This window comes from Salibaculum sp. (assembly GCF_035270045.1).
In the GTDB taxonomy this organism is placed as follows: Bacteria; Pseudomonadota; Alphaproteobacteria; order Rhodobacterales; family Rhodobacteraceae; genus Salibaculum.
Genome location: NZ_DATFIP010000019.1, coordinates 76,917 through 94,670 on the forward strand (window position 1 = coordinate 76,917; position 17,754 = coordinate 94,670).

Genomic DNA, 17,754 nt, shown 5'->3' on the forward strand with positions numbered 1-17,754 from the left:
TTCGGTTCATTGCCTCCGAGGGCTTTTCCGTCCTCAGGGGATCCGAAGATCAAGGGTTCCGCACCACGTGCAGCCGCGCTCGGTCGCGCGCGACCGAGCCGCAGGCGCGGTCCGGTTAACGGCCTTGGAAGGGGCCATGAAAATGGCGTCGGCCATGCGCCCTGACCGTGTCAAGAGGCCGGGGCACAGGGCGTGGACAAAAGGCAAGACGGTCATCATGAGCAGAAAGATATTTCCATCACGCATCGGCCGCTCTGCCCCTTTTTGTCCATCACGGTGACCGAGATATGCGTCAAATGCGAATGAGATGCAATTGAATGCCGACAGAAATCGTCATGAAATCTTGTCGCAGCTGACACCGCAGGTCCATTTGGCGCTATGGGCGCCATGACAGGAAATTGGCGATCAGGCGCAGGCCGGTGGCCTGGCTCTTTTCGGGGTGGAACTGTGTGCCGACGATCGTGTCGCGCCCGACGACCGCGGTGACGGCCCCGCCGTAGTCCACATGCGCGACCAGGTGGGCGGGGTCGGCGACCCGCATCGCCCAGCTGTGGACGAAATAGGCATGGTCTCCGTTCTCGAGCCCCTCCAGCACGGGATGCTTGCGGTCCACGACAAGGTCATTCCAACCCATGTGCGGCACCGGCAGGGTGGGATCGTCCGGGGTGATCCGGCAAATCTCTCCAGGGATCCAGCCGAAGCCCGGGGTTTCCTCGTATTCATGGCCCAGGCTGGCGAGCATCTGCATCCCGACACAGATACCCAGGAAGGGCACGGCCCGGCTCTCGACCGCCTCGGTCACGGCCTCGGCCATGCCCGACAGGCCGAACAACTGGTCGCGGCAATGGGGAAAGGCCCCGTCGCCAGGCAGGACCACGCGGTCGGCCCGGCGCACCGCGTCCGGGTCCGAGGTGACGATCACGTCGCCCGCATCGACCTCGTGGGCCATCCGCTCGAAGGCCTTCTGCGCCGAGTGCAGGTTGCCGCTGTCATAGTCGATCAGAACGGTGGTCACAGCGCGCCCTTGGTCGATGGAATGGCATCGCCCTTGCGCGGGTCGGGTTCCACGGCCTGACGCAGGGCCCGGGCCACCGCCTTGAAGGCGGCCTCGGCGATGTGGTGGCTGTTGAAGCCGTGCAGACGGTCGACGTGCAGCGTGATGCCGCCATGGGTCGCCAGCGCCTGGAGGAATTCGCGCACCAGTTCGGTGTCGAAGGCGCCGATCCTGTCCGTGGGCAGGTCGAGGTTGCAGACCAGGTAGGGCCGGCCCGACAGGTCCAGCGCGCAGCGCACCTGTGCATCGTCCATGGCGAGGTGGCATTCCCCATAGCGCGTGATTCCGCGCTTGTCGCCCAGCGCCTGAAGCAGCGCCTGGCCCAGGGCGATGCCGCAATCCTCGACCGTGTGATGGGCGTCGATATGCAGGTCGCCCGCGGCGTGCAGGGTCATGTCGATCAGCGAATGGCGCGACAGCTGGTCGAGCATGTGGTCGAAGAACCCCACGCCGGTCCGGTTGTCATACTGCCCGCTCCCGTCGAGGTCGATCTCGACGGTGATCTCGGTCTCGGCGGTCTTGCGGCTGATCGTGGCCTTGCGCATCGGGGCGATCCTTTTCCGGCTCGGGTTTCGGCGCTTATAGGGCCCGCGGCAGTCTTCGCCAAGCGGGCAGCGGAACGGGCGGTGCCTCAGGTGGTCTTGGCGACGCGCTGGGCCATGTAGAGGGCTTCCAGTTCCGGTACGTCGAGAGAGCTTTCCATCTCGCCCCGGTCATAGCCAAGGGCCACCGCGCGATCGACCACCGTGCGATGGAGATCCTCGTTCTTCAGTTCGATCCCCGCCTTGAGCCGCCGGCTGTACTTGTCGTAGGGTTCGGAGGTGAGCCCCATGACGGGGCGGCCCATGATCGTGGTCGCGATGGTGTCCAGCGCCCCGCCGTTGCCCGAGAACAGATCCTCGAATCGATACAATCCGCGAAAGCCGGGCTTGTCATGGGCGTCCTGGACATGGGCGTTGATCTCGAGCCAACTGTAAAGGGCCTTTTCGTATGGGGTGAACCCGTCATAGGCTTGGGCGAACTCTGCGTGTCTGACGTTGCGGTCGGTGCCGCGGATGAAGCAGGTGCGCGTTCGCATGTCCTCGCGCCCGGCAAAGGCCCCGTGCGTCAGGGTGGAGGCCGCGACGTGGAAGGGGTTGCGTACCAGGTGAATGAACTCGAACCGGTCGCCGAAACGAGACTCGAGGTAGTCCAGCCAGGCGAAGGTGGGCCAGCCCACATCGACATAGCGCCGTCCGGCCGCAAGATGATCCTCGATCTCGAAGAACTTGCGCTGGATATGAAGGTTGCGGCCCAGCGTTTCGTGCAGCTTGTTGGGTTTGCGATAGCCCAGGCGCGGGCGATAGCGCGCTCCGATGGGCTCGTGCTCGACCACGACATCCTCGGCACGGTCGCGAAGGGAATGGGCCAGGTACTGCGTCGCGCAGCGCCCGGTGGACATCACGAACATGGCCTTGGTCATTTGCCGCTCCTGCCTGTTGCGCACCGCGCGTTTCGACCCCTTGTAGCGCCTTTCGAATCCGCGGGCCAGCGCCGCGCGGCCGCGTTCCATGCGGCCCGTGCGAGGGCGTGACCGTGCGGCGACATCGCATTGCCCTTGGCGCGCGCCCGTGCCAGCCTGCGCCGAAACCGCAAGGACCCGCGCCATGAAAACCTGTGTCTTCGTTCAGATTCGCTGTCGCCCCGGCACGACCTATCGGGTGGCCGATGCCATCGCGCTCAAGGAAATCCATTCCGAGCTCTACTCGACCTCGGGCGAATGGGACCTGCTGATGAAGCTCTACGTCCCCGAAGCCGCCGACGTGGGCCGCTACATCAATGAAAACCTGCTCGACATCGACGGGATCGAGCGCAGCCTCACGACCCTGACCTTCAAGGCGTTCTGATGCTGCCAGACGGGCATTCGGACGTTCCACCGGGCAAGTTGGCCGCCGTGGTGACGCATTTGCAGATGTATCAACGGCCCGCGCCGCGGCCCGTCCCGCCGATCACGGCCGAACTGGTGGCCCACGACCGCGCCGACCCGGTCTGGTATCGCGCGCTTTTCACGCGGGTGGGGCGCGATTGGCTTTGGTTCTCGCGGCTGGGGATGGACGACGCGGCCCTGGCGGCCATTCTGCATGATCCGGAGGTGCAGGTCTTTTCGCTGCGGCAGGGCGAGCGCGATCTGGGGCTGCTGGAACTGGACTTCCGCACGCCGGGTGAGTGCGAACTGGCCTATTTCGGACTGGCCGCGCAGCTGCAAGGGCAGGGGGCCGGACGCTGGCTGATGGAACAGGCGCTGGCCCGGGCCTGGGCCGCGCCGATCACCCGGTTTCATGTCCATACCTGCACCCTGGACAGCCCCGCTGCGCTGGCGTTCTATGTCCGTTCGGGCTTCACACCCTATTGCCGCCAGGTCGAGATCGCCGACGATCCGCGCCTGACCGGGCAGTTGCCGCGCGACGCCGCGCCACAGGTGCCGATCCTCTAGCCCTCAGGCGAGGAAAGCGCTCAGCGTGCTGCGCAGCGCGTCCCAGTCGGTGAACTCGTGTTCCGCCGCCTCGGCGTCGAAATCCTTGCCTTTCAGGACCACGTGCTGGATCACCTGCGTTGCGAAATAGTCGTATTTCGGCGTCTGCACGGCCCCGGCCACCAGTGCACTGGCATCGGGGGTGAACCCGGTGCGCATCTGCATCTCGGTGAGGTAGTCCTGCGCCTCGGCCCGGCCCTCGGGGAAGGCGGCGTTCATACTGACCGACAGCAACAGCGTCTTGCAGCGTTCCAGGTCGCTCTTGCTGGCGGTGAGGAAAAGCTCGAACTCCTGCGGATGCCGGCGTTCATGGACAGGGGCGGCCAGGATCACCTTCTCGGCATCGTCCAGCGGGACCTCGACCATCGGATCCGACATGTCGATCAGGCGCGGCGTCTTACCGGCCTCGCGCACCTGGTCGGCGGCGAAATCGGCGATCTTGCGGGTCTGCCCCTCGAGGGATTGGAAGAGGATGGGAACGGTCATGGCGGACCTCATCGTCAGTTGTTGCCGGGGCGGCAGAATGTTTCTCGCCCCGTTGTTAGCCTAGCCCGCCGGGCAGGCGCCCGACAAGCGCTGCGTCGGAGGTTGCGCGGTCTTGCCGCTCAGGCCCCGGGCGCCGGTCCGGGCGCGGTCCGCCCGTCGGTGGCCCAATCCATGGCACGGTCCTTGATCCGGGCGAACTTGCGCGACGCCCCGTCGAGCCTGGCTTCCCATTCGGGGTTGGGCGCCTGGCCGTCGGTGATCTTGAAGAAGGCCTGCAAAAGACAAGCGATGGCAAAGGGTTCGATCAGCGCGACCTTGACCGCCCAGGCAAAGACAATCGCGAAAACCAGCCCGCCCGCCGACCATGCGCCCGGGATCAGGTAGACGACCAGTGCCGCCGGAGCCAGCATCGCCAGGAACACAAGGATCGACAGCCCGTAGGTGAAAAGTGTCAGCCAGGCCGCGTTGCGCAGCATCGGCCCGCCGTTCTGGCCATAAAGAACCAGTGCCTCGCGCGCGCTGTCCCAGGGGTTGTCGGCCCGGGTGCGGATGCCGTGGGCCAGGATGACCTCGTCGACCAGCCCGACAGCCAGGCGCAGGTAGGCACGCACCACGCCCATGATACGATCCAGACCGGGAACCGGCAGGAAATTCATCAGACCCTGAACCAGCCCCGTGATCGCCCGGATCACGCCCTTGACCAGCTGGTCCACCGCGAAAAGGACGGAGGCTTCGCCGAAGCGCTCGGTCACGATGCCTTTCGCGTAGGCGATCTGACCCTTGCCCCGGGGCAGGTCGCGCCCGTCGAGCATCTCGACCATGACCGCGATATGACCGGCCTTGACCACGTAAAGCAAGTATTCGCGCAGGAAATAGATCACCCCTGCGGTCAGGCCGAAGCCGGCGATCCCGCCGTAGAATGTCGATCCGGCGCGGAACTCCTCGTCGCCGAAATTGCCGATGCCCCAGCCGATCCCGGCGCCGGTGCCCGTGACCAGTACGTAGGCCAGCGCGATGCCGAAATAGACCGTCATGCGGAACACCAGGAATGGCGCCGTTGCGCGCATGATACCCATGGCGCGTCTCATTGAAAAATCCCACATCTGTCAGGCTCCCTGAAGCGAGGATGCTGCGACAGCATGACGCGCCGGAGGCTCGGCGACAAGCCCGGAATCAACTCGCGCCATTGCCCTTGGGCCGATCACGGCGGGCGCCGTAACACATAGGTGTCGGGAAAACCGATTGGAGCGGGTGATGAGATTCGAACTCACGACCCTTACCTTGGCAAGGTAATGCTCTACCCCTGAGCTACACCCGCGTCCGTTCGGTAGGGCGTGATTTAGGAAAACTGGCGCTGGGCTGCAAGCGGAAAATGCCGCAGCTCGGGCAAAAATTTCGCGGCCACGGCAGCAAAAAGGGGGCGGTCCCGCTCTGGGACCGCCCCCCTGGGGCTCGGGAAATGCAAACAGGTGGCCGACCTCAGTCCAAGCTGTAGACCAGCGAGACGCCGAAGGTGTTGTCGGTGTCTTCCTTCCCCGGTTCGGGGTCGGTGTGATACTCGGTCACGACGCTGGTGCGCAGCGCGAGTGTATCGGTCATGTTAACGTTCAGCCCCAGGTCGTTGTAGACCACCGTGTCCGATTCCGACCCGATGATATCGGTGTCGTTGGTCAGGGCCAGGGTGGGCGACAGCTGTTGGTAATAGTCCGAGGAGACCGCCAGCGCACCCTCTTCCAGGTCGTCGATGCTGTTCAACTCGGCCACGCGGTAGCCGACACCGGCCTGTACGGACCATTGCATGCTGGCGCTGTCGAAAACTCGGTAGCCGACACCGGCGCCGAGGAAGTTGTCGCTGGTATCAAAAGGCAGGCGTTCGACGTTGCCCTGCACCTTGGCGAAGCCGTAGTAGTCACGCCCGAAGTTGCGGGTGTATTCCAGTTCGTACAGCAGGCTGTCCTCGTCGGTGACGCCTTCGTTTTCCGAGAATTGGTAGCTCAACTGAAGGTCATAGCCGTTGACGCCGTCGAAATAGCCCATGTTGGCTCCGATCCCCAGCGTGGCGGTATCGGTGTTGCCACTGGTGGCCGACCCTTGCAACGCGAAGCTGCCGGTGAAGCCGGTGGCGCGGCCTTCGTTGCCGAACTGCGGGGTGTCGCGCTCGAAGTCGTCCTCGATATCCTCGTTCAGATCTTCGATGCGGTTCTCGGCACCCGAGGCGTCCAGCGCGGATTGCGCGAGGGCCGCCGTTGACGTGGCGCCCGCCGTGGCGAGGGCCAGGATGATCGTCTTGTACATGCTCGTTGCCTTTCGTGTTTCCGGGCGTCTGCGCCCGGAGAGTTGAGGTTGCGGGCTCTCGTGCCTGTGGCGCGACCTAGGGCGAGTTCCGCCGGTCTGAAAGGGGGGAGCGCTCGACCGGAATGCTGCTGCGCGGCAAATGGCCGACTGAGCAGCGGAGTCCAGCCATCCATATGGAAAAACGACAAATTATCGGCGGTCGCCCGCTGTCTCAGGGGGGCCGTTCCGGCAGATCCCCGCCCATGCCCGGCGACCAGACGCCAAGCGGCCCGGGGCCGCTTGGAAGGTGCCGTCTGACCGGCTGAAGCGGCGCTCAAAGCAGTTCTTCGTGCCGATCACCGACTGAAAGACGGCCCGTTCCATCTCCGTGGACCGGGTGAGGTCGACAAGGGCCAGCGATGTCTCGTCCATCGCGGCGATGGCGGGCGGGCGTATCGGGAACCGCCGGCTCACCCCGGAAAGGGCACCCGATCAGCTGTCGGGCCCGACCATTCCGCGACCCGCCTTGCAGGTCGCCAGGAAGCCAGGACCCCGGTCCGGCCGGCCGGTTACTCGAATTCCAAGAGCAGGTCCTTGGCGTCGATCTGGCCGCCGGGCTGGACGTGAACGGCCTTGACCACACCGTCGCGTTCGGCGTGCAGGCCGGTTTCCATCTTCATCGCCTCTATGGTCAGCAGCATGTCGCCGTCGCGGACCTTCTGGCCGGGCTGGACCGCGACGCTGGCCACCACGCCGGGCATCGGGGCGCCGACATGGGCGGGGTTGCTGGCGTCGGCCTTGGGGCGCTGTCTGCTGTCGGCCTTGACCTTGCGGTTGGGCACCCGGATCGTGCGCGGCTGGCCGTTGAGTTCGAAGAAGACCTTCACGTCGCCGTTCTCGTCCGTCTCGCCGATGGCTTGCAGGCGGATTTCCAGCGTCTTGCCGGGATCGATCTCGGCGCTGATCTCATGGCCCTGTTCCATCCCGTAGAAAAAGGTCGAGGTGGGCAGGCAGCGGACCGGGCCGTATGTCTCGTGCCGGGTCGCGTAGTCGGCAAAGACCTTGGGATACATCAGGTATCCGTTCAGGTCCTCGTCGTCGATCTCGATCCCGCCAAGCTTCTCGCTGGCCTCCTTGCGCATCGCCTCGAGGTCGACGGGTTGGAGGTGCTTGCCGGGCCGTTCCAGATTCGGCCTCTCGTCCTTGAGCACCTTGCGGATGATGGTCTCGGGAAAGCCGCCCGGCGGCTGGCCCAGGTTGCCGCGCATCATGTCGATCACGCTGTCGGGAAAGGAGACATCCACCGCCGGGTCCTCGACCTGGGCGCGGGTCAGCCCCTGGCTGACCATCATCAGGGCCATGTCGCCCACCACTTTCGATGACGGTGTGACCTTCACGATATCTCCGAACATCATGTTCACATCCGCGTAGGCCTGGGCGACCTCGTGCCAGCGTTCCTCCAGCCCGAGGGATCGCGCCTGTGCCTTGAGGTTGGTGAACTGCCCGCCGGGCATCTCGTGCAGGTAGACCTCGGAGGCGGGGGCCTGGAGGCCGCTCTCGAAGGCGGCGTAATGGGCGCGCACGGTTTCCCAGTAGTTGGAAATCTCGCGGATGGCGGCGATATCGAGGCCGGTCTCCCGGTCGGTATGGCGCAGCGCCTCGACCACGGAGCCCAGCGTCGGTTGCGAGGTGTTGCCCGAGAAACTGTCCATCGCCGCGTCGATGATGTCCACGCCCGCGTCCGAGGCCGCCAGCACGGTGGCGATGGCCGCCCCGCTGGTGTCATGGGTGTGGAAGTGGATCGGGATGCTGATCTCGTCCTTGAGCGCCCGGATCAACTGCCCGGCCGAAGAGGCCTTGAGCAGGCCGGCCATGTCCTTGAGGCCCAGCATGTGCGCCCCGGCCCTTTCCAGTTCCTTGGCCATGCCGACATAGTATTTCAGGTCATACTTGGCCCGGTCCGGGTCCAGGATATCACCGGTATAGCAGATCGTGCCTTCGCAGATCTTCTCGGCCTCCTGCACGGCATCCATGGCGACGCGCATGTTCTCGACCCAGTTGAGACTGTCGAAGACCCGGAAGACATCGACGCCCGTTTCCGCCGACTGGCGCACGAATTCCTGCACCACGTTGTCGGGGTAGTTGGTGTAGCCCACCCCGTTCGAGGCGCGCAGCAGCATCTGCGTCAGGATATTGGGCATCTTGGCACGGATGTCGCGCAGCCGCTGCCAGGGGCATTCCTGCAGGAATCGATAGGCCACGTCGAAGGTGGCCCCGCCCCAGCATTCCACCGAGAAGAGTCCCGGCATCTTGGCGGCATAGCCGGGCGCGGCGTTGATCATGTCGATGGATCGCATCCGCGTGGCCAGCAGCGACTGGTGCCCGTCGCGCATGGTCGTGTCGGTGACAAGCAGGTGCTTCTGGTCCCGCACCCATTTGGCGACGGCCTCGGGGCCCGCGCGGTCGAGGATCTGGCGGGTGCCGTCAGGAATGTCGTCCGCCGCGCGCACCGGCGGTTTCGGCGTGATCGCCGCCGCGCCCGGTCGCGGTCGGCCGGCGGTTTCGGGGTGCCCGTTCACCGTGATGTCGGCGATATAGGTCAGGATCTTGGTGGCCCGGTCCCGGCGCGGCTTGAAGTCGAACAGAGCGTCGGTCTCGTCGATGAACCGCGTTGAATACTCGTTATTCAGGAACGTCGGGTGGCGCAGCAGGTTGATGACGAAATCGAGGTTCGTGCTGACGCCCCGGATGCGGAATTCGCGCAGGGCGCGGTCCATTCGGGCAATCGCCGCTTCCGGCGTCGGGGCCCAGGCGGTGACCTTTTCCAACAGGCTGTCGTAATAGCGGGTGATGACCGCGCCGGAATAGGCCGTGCCGCCGTCGAGCCGAATGCCCATGCCCGTGGCGCCGCGATATGCGGTGATGCGGCCGTAATCCGGGATGAAATTGTTCTGCGGGTCCTCTGTCGTCACCCGGCATTGCAGGGCATGCCCGTCCAGCTTCACGTCATACTGGCTGGCCACACCGGTCGCTTCCATCAGGCTCTTGCCTTCGGCGATCAGGATCTGGGCGCGGACGATGTCGATGCCCGTCACCTCTTCGGTGACGGTGTGTTCCACCTGAACCCGGGGGTTCACCTCGATGAAGTAGAACGCGCCTGTCTCCATATCCATCAGGAACTCGACCGTGCCGGCGCATTCGTAATTGACATGGGCGCAGATCTTGCGGCCCAGGTTGCACAGGTCCTCGCGCTGGGCATCCGACAGGTAGGGCGCGGGGGCGCGTTCCACGACCTTCTGGTTGCGGCGCTGAACGGAACAATCGCGTTCCCACAGATGGTAGATCTCGCCGGACTTGTCGCCGAGGATCTGCACCTCGACGTGGCGGGCGCGGGTGATCATCTTTTCGAGGTAGCCCTCGCCGTTGCCGAAGGCGGCCTCGGCCTCTCGGCGGCCCTCCAGCACCTTTTCCTCCAGTTCGTCCTCGGACTCGATCGGACGCATGCCGCGGCCGCCGCCGCCCCAGCTTGCCTTGAGCATCAGCGGATAGCCGATCTCGGCTGCTGCCTTGCGGATCGCGTCCATGTCCTCGCCCAGGACCTCGGTCGCGGGGATGACCGGCACGCCCGCCTCGATGGCCACGCGACGAGCGCTGGCCTTGTCGCCCAGGGCGCGCATGGTTTCCGCCTTGGGCCCGATGAAGGTGATGCCAGCCGCGGTGCAGGCATCCACGAACTCAGGGTTTTCCGACAAAAGGCCATAACCGGGATGGATCGCGTCGGCCCCGCAGGCCTTTGCCACGCGGATGATCTCCTCGATCGACAGGTAAGCCTGGACCGGGCCCAGGCCCTCGCCCACGCGATAAGCCTCGTCCGCCTTGAACCGGTGCAGGCCCAGCTTGTCCTCCTCGGCGTAGACGGCGACCGTCTTCTTGCCCATTTCGTTGGCGGCCCGCATGATGCGGATGGCAATCTCGCCCCGGTTGGCGACAAGGATCTTCTGGAAATCGGCCACGGGTCAGGCTCCCCCTGTTTGCAGTCGCAGCAATCTATGAAGATTTCGCGACAGGTGTAAACAGCGGAGAACTGGGTATCCGTTAGCGTTAACAGGCAATGTCCCATCGGGCTCGGAACATTCGGGGAACAGTTCTTTCCCCTCGGGCCGAGTCACGCTAGATTGCCGCGCATGAGCAGTTTTTCCGACGATGACGCCTTCGAGGCCGCCGTGCCACTCAGCCAGCGCGCCATGGCACGGCCCGCCGCCCCCTACCTGGACGGCCTCAACCCTGCCCAGCGCGAAGCGGTCGAGGCGCTGGACGGTCCCGTTCTGATGCTGGCGGGGGCGGGCACGGGCAAGACCAAGGCGCTGACCTGCCGCATCGCGCACCTGCTGACCACGGGCAAGGCGCGGCCCAACGAAATCCTCTCGGTGACCTTCACCAACAAGGCCGCGCGCGAGATGAAGGGCCGCATCGGCGCCCTGATGGGAGAGACGATCGAGGGGATGCCCTGGCTGGGCACCTTCCACGCGATCTGCGTCAAGCTGCTGCGCCGCCACGCCGAACTGGTCGGGCTCAAGTCCAACTTCACCATTCTCGACACCGACGACCGGCTGCGCCTGCTCAAGCAACTGGTCGCGGCCGAGAACATCGACGACAAGCGCTGGCCGCCGCGGATGCTGGCGAACATCATCGACGGCTGGAAGAACAAGGCCTGGACGCCGGACACCGTGCCGGTGGCCGAGACGGCGGCCTATGACGGGCGCGGCGTGCCGCTTTACGCCGCCTACCAGCGCCGTCTGAAGGAACTGAACGCCGCCGATTTCGGCGACCTGCTGTTGCACATGGTCACGATCTTCCAGGACCACCCCGATGTGCTGGCGCAATACCAGCGATGGTTCCGTTTTATCCTGGTAGACGAATATCAGGATACCAACGTCGCGCAGTACCTGTGGCTGAGGCTACTGGCGCAGGGGCACAAGAACGTGTGCTGCGTAGGTGACGACGACCAGTCGATCTATGGCTGGCGCGGGGCCGAGGTGGGCAACATCCTGAAATTCGAGAGCGACTTTCCCGGCGCCAAGGTCGTGCGGCTGGAACAGAACTACCGCTCGACCGGCCATATCCTGGGCGCGGCCAGCGGGGTGATCGCGGCCAACAAGGGCCGGCTGGGCAAGGAGCTTTTCACCGCCGCGGGCGAGGGCGAAAAGGTCCGCCTGATCGGCCACTGGGACGGCGAGGAAGAGACCCGCTGGATCGGGGAGGAGGTCGAGGCGATGCAGCGCGGCACCCGAGGGCGCGACCCGATGAGCCTCGAGTCCATGGCGATCCTCGTGCGTGCCAGCCACCAGATGCGTGCCTTCGAGGATCGCTTCCTGACCATCGGTTTGCCCTATCGCGTCATCGGCGGGCCGCGTTTCTACGAGCGGCTGGAGATCCGCGACGCCATGGCCTATTTCCGCCTGGCGGTCAGCCAGGACGACGACCTGGCCTTCGAACGCATCGTCAACACCCCCAAACGTGGCCTTGGCGACAAGGCGGTGCAGACCATCCAGCGCACCGCGCGGACCAATGGTGTCAGCCTGGTCGAGGGCGCGCGGCTTTGCGTGCAGGGCGGGCTGATCAAGGGCAAGGGCGGCGCCAACCTGGCCGAACTGGTGCAGGGGCTGGACCGCTGGCACCGCCAGCTGCGCGAGGAATCCGACACCCATGTCGAACTGGCCGAGATGATCCTCGACGAAAGCGGCTACACCACCATGTGGCAGAACGACAAGACGCCCGAGGCCCCGGGCCGGTTGGAGAACCTCAAGGAACTGGTCGAGGCGCTGGAGCAGTTCGAGAACCTGCAAGGCTTCCTCGAACATGTCAGCCTGATCATGGACAACGAAAGCGAGGAGACCGAGGAAAAGGTCACCATCATGACGTTGCACGGGGCCAAGGGGCTTGAGTTTCCCGCCGTCTTCCTTCCGGGCTGGGAGGATGGTCTGTTTCCGTCACAGCGCAGCATGGATGAAAGCGGGCTCAAGGGCCTGGAAGAGGAACGTCGGCTTGCCTACGTCGGCATCACCCGGGCAGAAGAGGTCTGTACGATCTCGTTCGCGGGCAATCGCCGCGTCTATGGCCAGTGGCAAAGCCAGATGCCCAGCCGTTTCATCGACGAATTGCCCGAGGATCATGTCGAGGTGCTGACACCGCCGGGTCTTTACGGCAGCACGGGCGGGGGCATGGACTTGCCGCACTCGGACTTACCGGACCGGGCCGCCGGTGCCGATGCCTACAATTCGCCCGGATGGCGACGGATGCAGGCCCGCCGCGACCGGCGGCCCATGTCCCAGCCCGCCGAGGCCCGGGGCCTGGTGATCGACGCGCAGGCGATATCGGCCTTCACTGTCGGCGACCGGGTCTTTCATCAAAAATTCGGCTATGGCGAGGTGATGGAGATCGAGGGCGACAAGCTGCAGATCGAGTTCGACAAGGCCGGTGCCAAGCGCGTGGTGGGCAAGTTCGTGGTCAGCGCCGGGCAGGCCGATGACGTGCCGTTCTGAACCGCGCCGAAGGAATTTCCAGAAATTCCTTCCGTGCCTGAATTTCTGGAAATTCAGGCCAGGTCCAGAACGATCGGCACCAGGGTCAGCACCAGCAGTGCCGCCATTGTCCAGTTGAACACCCGCAGCCGTGCCGGGCTGGCCAGCCATCGGCGCACATGCGTGCCGCCCATGGCCCAGGTGTTCACGGACACGATATTGACGCAGATGAAAACGCCGGCCACCGCCACGGCCCCGGTCCAGCCCGCGCCCTGGGGGGCATAGGTGGTCTGGGCGGTGATCCCCATGTAGACGGCCTTGGGATTGACCCACTGGAAGGCCGCCGCTTGCAGGAATGTCAGGGGGGTGCCCTTGGCGCTGGCCTTCTCCGGTGGCGCGGCATTCGCGATCTTCCAGGCCAGCCACAGCAGATAGGCAGCGCAGGGCAGGGTCAGCAGGGTCCTGGCCTGCGGATAGGCATCGAAGACCCGAGCCAGACCCAACCCCAGCACCAGAACCAGGAACCCGTGGCCCAGGCTGACCCCCAACAGGTGCGGCACCGTGCGCCGCCAGCCGAAATTCGCCCCCGATGCCATCAACATCAGGTTGTTCGGCCCCGGCGTGATCGAGGCGACGAAGGCAAAGGCGGCAAGGGCGGTCAGCAGGTCCGGCGTCATGGCGGGCAGATTGCGCTTAGTTCGACGAAATGAAATTGCATTCCTTCGGCGAGGTCCGGTAAACCTGCAATCCATGGCCGATATGGACACCATAAACCGCATGATATTGCGCGAACTTTCCGCAGACGGCCGCCTGTCGAATCTCGACCTGGCCGAGCGTGTCGGCCTCTCGCCCTCGGCCTGCCTGCGCCGTGTGCAGGAACTTGAACGGCGCGGTGTGATACTCGGCTATCGCGCGCGTCTGGATCCGGCGCGGACGGGGCGGGCCTTCGTCGTCTATGTCACCGTGGGGCTGTCGGAACATTCCAAGGCCGCGCAGGAGGGGTTCGAGGCCGCGATGGCGCGCGCGCCGGAGGTGCGCGAGTGCCACAATATCGCCGGCGCCTTCGAATACCTTCTGCGGGTCGAAACGGAGGACCTGGCGGCCTACAAGGCGTTTCATACCGATCACCTTGGCACCGTGCCCCACGTGCGCGCCATTACCAGCCACATGGTCATGGGCACCTCTAAGGACGAGCGCGGCTGATACGGGTGGCCACCGGCTGACTTGCCTGGCCCCTTTTCCAGGCCCGGGGATGCGGGTTGCGATTGTAATCCGCCGCGCGAAGGCAGATATCCGGGCCAGGCAACCGGAAAGGACAAGATGCGCCCCCCACAGGACGACAAACCACGCAGACCCTCCCTCTCGCTGCCGATCCTGCGCATCTCCCGCAGTCAGCATGACGCGGGCACTCTGACGGTGGGCACCCTGTTGGCCGCCCTGGGCGAGGCTTCCTTCGGCTGGGCCATCGTGGTCTTTTCGCTGCTCACCTTTTTGCCGCTGCCACCTGGCTCGTCGCTGATCACGGCGTTGCCGCTGCTCGTCATCACCGGCCAGATGATCGTCGGGTTCCCGCACGTGCGGCTGCCCCGGGTTCTGGCGCGCAAGCCGCTCGACCCGGAAAAACTGCGCCGTGCCGTGCTGCGGCTGCGGCCCGTGACACGACGGCTGGAACGCGTGCTGGTGCCTCGCTACACGCTTCTCTTTGCCCGAAGAAACGAGCGGCCCCTTGGCCTGTTGCTCTTCGTCATCGCTTTCGCGTTGTTCCTGCCCGTGCCGTTCAGCGGTTGGTTTCCGGCGCTCTCGCTCTTCATCGTGGGCGTGGGCCTGGTCGAGCGTGATGGACTGGTCTGTATGATCGGCCTGGCTCTGGGCGGGGCGTCGGTCCTGTTGACACTGTCCCTGCTAGCCTCCTTTGCCCTCGGGGCCGACGCGATGATCGGCTAGCCGCGCTCAGAAATCGAACAGCTCGCCGAGGAAGGATTCCTTCTTCTTGCGCGGACGTTCTTCGCGGCCGCCCCGCGTCGCGTCGGGCGCCGGGGCCGAGCGCTCGATGATCTTGTCCAGTTCGCCACGGTCCAGCCATACACCGCGGCAGGTCGGGCAATAATCGATCTCGACACCGCTGCGCTCTGCGATCACGAGGGTCTCTCCGTCGATTGGACACTTCATCGGGCTCTCCTTTTTCCGGGGCGTGTCCGTAGCAGATATGCCGAGGTGCCCCGAATGCAAGCATCTGAGCGGCATCGCGCGTCAACACGTGTCGGACCACAAGGTCAATGCAGATGGTAAAAGGAAATGTGGCAGCCCGTAGGGGAATCGAACCCCTCTTTCCAGGTTGAAAACCTGGCGTCCTAACCGATAGACGAACGGGCCACGCTGACCGTGAACCGCTGTTTAGAAAAACCCCCGGGGGGACGCAAGAGGATTCGTGCGCTTTTTTCTAATGGGCGCGCGCGGCATCCTCGAGGCGCAACTGGGGGCTGCGGCGGCCCTTCCAGGTGTTGATTTCAAGTCGTCCCGCGAGGTGGAAGCGGGCGCCGTCGCGGGCCGTGAGCGCGGCCCCGAGCGGCCCGTCCATGGCGCCGAATGCGATGGCGTCAACGCGCGCGCCCAACCCGTCGCCGAAGGTCACCTTCAGGTGACCGGTGCCCACCGGCTTGGCAAACAGGATCTGGCAATCCGCGAACGCAAAGCGCGGTGCCGGAGCGCCCGCGCCGAAGGGGCCGGCCTGTTCGATCTGTTCGATCAGCTCGACCGTGGCGCCCCCCGGCATCAGCATCCCGTCGAGCGCCAGATCCGCGGGTCCGAGCCCGTCAGCGCCCTGCTTGGCCAGCAGTTCGGACAGGCGGTCCATGGCGTCGTCCAGCCGGTCGCGCGCCACGGTCAGGCCCGCGGCCATCCTGTGCCCGCCACCCTTGAGAAGCAGCCCCTCGGCCGCCAGCCGCTGGATTGCCGCGCCCAGGTCGATGCCGGAAACGGAGCGGCCCGATCCCTTGCCCTCGTCCCCCTCCAGGCCGATCACGATGGCGGGGCGGTTGGTGCGCTCCTTCAGCCGCGAGGCGACGATGCCCACCACGCCCGGATGCCAGCCTTCGCCCGCTGCCCAGACCAGCGGGGCGTCCATTCCGCGCGCCTCGGCCTGGGACAGGGCGGCGGCGCGGACCTGTTCCTCGATCTCGCGGCGTTCGGTGTTCAATGCGTCCAGCCGGGCGGCCATGGCCTGCGCCTCGCGCGGGTCGGGCGTGGCCAGCAGCCGTGCGCCCAGGTCGGCCTTGCCGATCCGTCCGCCCGCGTTCACACGCGGCCCCAGAACGAAGCCGAGGTGATGGCTGCTTGGGGCGCTGTCCAGCCGCGCGACGTCGGCCAGCGCCACCAGCCCCGGCCGCTGGCGCCGGGCCATGACTGTCAGTCCCTGGCGAACGAAGGCGCGGTTGATCCCCTGAAGCGGTGCCACGTCGGCCACGGTGGCCAGCGCCACCAGATCCAGCAGCCCCATGAGGTCGGGGCCGGGCTGCCCGGCCGCGCGGCGCTGGCGCGTCACCTCGACCAGCAGCAGGAACACGACACCTGCCGCGCAGAGATGGCCCAGTCCGCCGTCCTCGTCCTGGCGGTTGGGGTTCACCACGGCCAGGGCCGGGGGCAGGGTCTCGCCGCCCAGGTGATGATCGAGCACCAGCACGTCCGCGCCCTCGGCGGCGGCGATGGCCTCGTGGGACAGGGTGCCGCAATCGACGCAGAGGATCAGGTCGTGGTCTCGGGCCAGCGTCTGCATCGCCGGCACATTGGGGCCATAGCCTTCGTCGATGCGGTCGGGAACATAGAGCGTGGCCGAGACCCCGAGGTCCCGCAGCCAGCTCAGCAGCAGCGCCGCCGAGGCGCCGCCGTCGACGTCGTAGTCGGCAAAAACGGAGATGCGCTCGCCCGCGTCCACGGCCCGCACAAGCCGCGTGGCGGCTGTTTCCATGTCGCGCAGGACACGCGGATCAGGCAGCAAGGCGCGCAGCGTGGGCGAGAGAAAGGCCGGGGCCGCCCCTGCCGTGACCCCGCGCGCCACCAGGATGCGGCACAGCGGCAGGGGCAGCGCGGCCTCCTGGGCCAGGCCCTGGGCAAGGCGGTCGGCCTCGATCGTGGGGCCGACCCAGCGCCGCCCGCTCAAAGAGGCGCCAACCCCGAGAAAGGCGCCCGCCGAATCGCCGGCAATATCTGGTGTGATGCTCATTGACAGCTACTATATGCGCCCAGGCTCCGAGTCGCTATGGCCCGTCGGCCGCCTGGCCATCCGGTGTCAGCACGATATCGGCCGACAGGGCGCGCGCCACCACGGCCTCGGCGTTGGGAATGTCGTTCGCCTCGGCCCGGCGCGTTGCCGCGACGCGGGTATGCCCCAGCTTGAGCCAGCGCTGGATCAGCCGTGCGCGCAGGTCCTGCAGGGGCACCTCGAGCCGCACCGAAAGCGACCAGTTCGGTGCCAGGTTGAACCAGGGAGGGGCATCGAACAGCAGGTAATTGCCTTCGACGAGGACCACCTCGGCCTCGGCGGGGATCACCTGTGCCCCGGCAACGGCCAGGTCCCGGGCGCGGTCGAAGGCTGGGGCGATGACCTCCGTGCGTTCGCGCAGACGCTGCACAAGGTGCAGGAACCCGGCGCTGTCAAAGGTCTCGGGGGCGCCCTTGCGCCCAAGCAGTCCGCGGTCGGTCAGCACCGCGTTGTCCAGGTGGAAACCGTCCATTTGCACGACCCGGGTTGCGCACTTCTGGGCGTTCAACCGCCGGGCAAGTTCCCCGGCGAGGGTCGACTTGCCGCTGCCTGGCGCCCCGGCGAGGGCGACCAGAAGGCGCCGGCCGTCGCCGCGCATGGCGTGGATACGATCCGCCAGCACATTGACCTGCGGGGTCAGGTCGGGCAT

16 protein-coding genes and 2 tRNA genes are annotated in these 17,754 nt (G+C 65.9%); 5 read left to right on the forward strand and 13 right to left on the reverse strand.

Going from position 1 to position 17,754, the window contains the following annotated elements:
• Nucleotides 1-376 precede the first annotated feature (376 nt).
• The 3 genes from hisH to VJ897_RS03260 all read right to left on the reverse strand — a co-directional run bounded on the left by hisH (nucleotide 377) and on the right by VJ897_RS03260 (nucleotide 2,702).
• Nucleotides 377-1,015: an imidazole glycerol phosphate synthase subunit HisH gene (gene hisH / locus VJ897_RS03250; RefSeq protein WP_324053213.1), complete on the reverse strand. Its 639-nt coding sequence runs from the start codon at nucleotides 1,013-1,015 to the stop codon at nucleotides 377-379.
• On the reverse strand, nucleotides 1,012-1,599 hold the full coding sequence (gene hisB, locus VJ897_RS03255; protein ID WP_324053215.1) for an imidazoleglycerol-phosphate dehydratase HisB: 588 nt from the start codon (nucleotides 1,597-1,599) through the stop codon (nucleotides 1,012-1,014). The genes hisH and hisB overlap by 4 nt, the downstream gene beginning before the upstream one ends.
• Before the next feature lie 86 nt (nucleotides 1,600-1,685).
• Nucleotides 1,686-2,702, reverse strand: coding sequence for a hypothetical protein (locus VJ897_RS03260; RefSeq protein ID WP_324053217.1), 1,017 nt, complete (start codon nucleotides 2,700-2,702; stop codon nucleotides 1,686-1,688).
• Here VJ897_RS03260 and VJ897_RS03265 point away from each other — a divergent pair.
• A complete protein-coding gene (locus VJ897_RS03265) occupies nucleotides 2,701-2,940 on the forward strand; it encodes an Lrp/AsnC ligand binding domain-containing protein (protein WP_324053219.1) in 240 nt (79 codons plus the stop codon). The two genes, VJ897_RS03260 and VJ897_RS03265, sit on opposite strands and share 2 nt — an antisense overlap.
• Nucleotides 2,940-3,527: a GNAT family N-acetyltransferase gene (locus VJ897_RS03270; protein ID WP_324053221.1), complete on the forward strand. Its 588-nt coding sequence runs from the start codon at nucleotides 2,940-2,942 to the stop codon at nucleotides 3,525-3,527. The genes VJ897_RS03265 and VJ897_RS03270 overlap by 1 nt, the downstream gene beginning before the upstream one ends.
• 3 nt (nucleotides 3,528-3,530) lie before the next feature.
• Here the strand turns inward: VJ897_RS03270 and VJ897_RS03275 are convergent, their stop codons facing one another.
• The 5 genes from VJ897_RS03275 to VJ897_RS03295 all read right to left on the reverse strand — a co-directional run bounded on the left by VJ897_RS03275 (nucleotide 3,531) and on the right by VJ897_RS03295 (nucleotide 10,339).
• A complete protein-coding gene (locus tag VJ897_RS03275) occupies nucleotides 3,531-4,052 on the reverse strand; it encodes a flavodoxin domain-containing protein (RefSeq protein ID WP_324053223.1) in 522 nt (173 codons plus the stop codon).
• Between the two features lie 119 nt (nucleotides 4,053-4,171).
• Nucleotides 4,172-5,128, reverse strand: coding sequence for a hypothetical protein (locus VJ897_RS03280; protein ID WP_324053224.1), 957 nt, complete (start codon nucleotides 5,126-5,128; stop codon nucleotides 4,172-4,174).
• A 167-nt stretch (nucleotides 5,129-5,295) separates the two neighbouring features.
• A tRNA-Gly gene (locus tag VJ897_RS03285) sits at nucleotides 5,296-5,370 on the reverse strand.
• Nucleotides 5,371-5,531: 161 nt separating this feature from the next.
• A complete protein-coding gene (locus VJ897_RS03290) occupies nucleotides 5,532-6,347 on the reverse strand; it encodes a DUF481 domain-containing protein (RefSeq protein WP_324053226.1) in 816 nt (271 codons plus the stop codon).
• Nucleotides 6,348-6,895: 548 nt separating this feature from the next.
• A complete protein-coding gene (locus tag VJ897_RS03295; RefSeq protein WP_324053228.1) occupies nucleotides 6,896-10,339 on the reverse strand; it encodes a pyruvate carboxylase in 3,444 nt (1,147 codons plus the stop codon).
• 171 nt (nucleotides 10,340-10,510) lie between these two features.
• On the opposite strand from VJ897_RS03295, the gene VJ897_RS03300 reads away from it, so the two are divergent.
• Complete coding sequence (locus tag VJ897_RS03300) at nucleotides 10,511-12,868, forward strand: ATP-dependent helicase (protein WP_324053230.1); 2,358 nt, start codon at nucleotides 10,511-10,513, stop codon at nucleotides 12,866-12,868.
• A 53-nt stretch (nucleotides 12,869-12,921) separates the two neighbouring features.
• On the opposite strand, the gene VJ897_RS03305 is transcribed toward VJ897_RS03300, so the two are convergent.
• Nucleotides 12,922-13,524 carry a LysE family translocator gene (locus tag VJ897_RS03305; RefSeq protein ID WP_324053232.1) on the reverse strand — a complete coding sequence of 201 codons (603 nt, stop codon included), beginning with the start codon at nucleotides 13,522-13,524 and terminating at the stop codon, nucleotides 12,922-12,924.
• A 73-nt stretch (nucleotides 13,525-13,597) separates the two neighbouring features.
• Between VJ897_RS03305 and VJ897_RS03310 the strand changes: the two genes are divergently transcribed.
• Complete coding sequence (locus tag VJ897_RS03310; protein WP_324053234.1) at nucleotides 13,598-14,050, forward strand: Lrp/AsnC family transcriptional regulator; 453 nt, start codon at nucleotides 13,598-13,600, stop codon at nucleotides 14,048-14,050.
• Between the two features lie 117 nt (nucleotides 14,051-14,167).
• The gene (locus tag VJ897_RS03315) at nucleotides 14,168-14,791 is read left to right on the forward strand and encodes an exopolysaccharide biosynthesis protein (RefSeq protein WP_324053236.1); all 624 of its coding nucleotides are present in this window, start codon (nucleotides 14,168-14,170) and stop codon (nucleotides 14,789-14,791) included.
• A gap of 6 nt (nucleotides 14,792-14,797) precedes the next feature.
• On the opposite strand, the gene VJ897_RS03320 is transcribed toward VJ897_RS03315, so the two are convergent.
• The 4 genes from VJ897_RS03320 to VJ897_RS03335 all read right to left on the reverse strand — a co-directional run bounded on the left by VJ897_RS03320 (nucleotide 14,798) and on the right by VJ897_RS03335 (nucleotide 17,754).
• A complete protein-coding gene (locus tag VJ897_RS03320) occupies nucleotides 14,798-15,016 on the reverse strand; it encodes a TFIIB-type zinc ribbon-containing protein (protein ID WP_324053238.1) in 219 nt (72 codons plus the stop codon).
• 129 nt (nucleotides 15,017-15,145) lie between these two features.
• Nucleotides 15,146-15,220 (reverse strand) — tRNA-Glu (locus tag VJ897_RS03325).
• A 67-nt stretch (nucleotides 15,221-15,287) separates the two neighbouring features.
• Nucleotides 15,288-17,066 carry a single-stranded-DNA-specific exonuclease RecJ gene (recJ, locus tag VJ897_RS03330; RefSeq protein WP_324053240.1) on the reverse strand — a complete coding sequence of 593 codons (1,779 nt, stop codon included), beginning with the start codon at nucleotides 17,064-17,066 and terminating at the stop codon, nucleotides 15,288-15,290.
• 34 nt (nucleotides 17,067-17,100) lie between these two features.
• Nucleotides 17,101-17,754, reverse strand: a complete 654-nt coding sequence (locus VJ897_RS03335; protein ID WP_324053242.1) for a nucleoside/nucleotide kinase family protein — start codon at nucleotides 17,752-17,754, stop codon at nucleotides 17,101-17,103.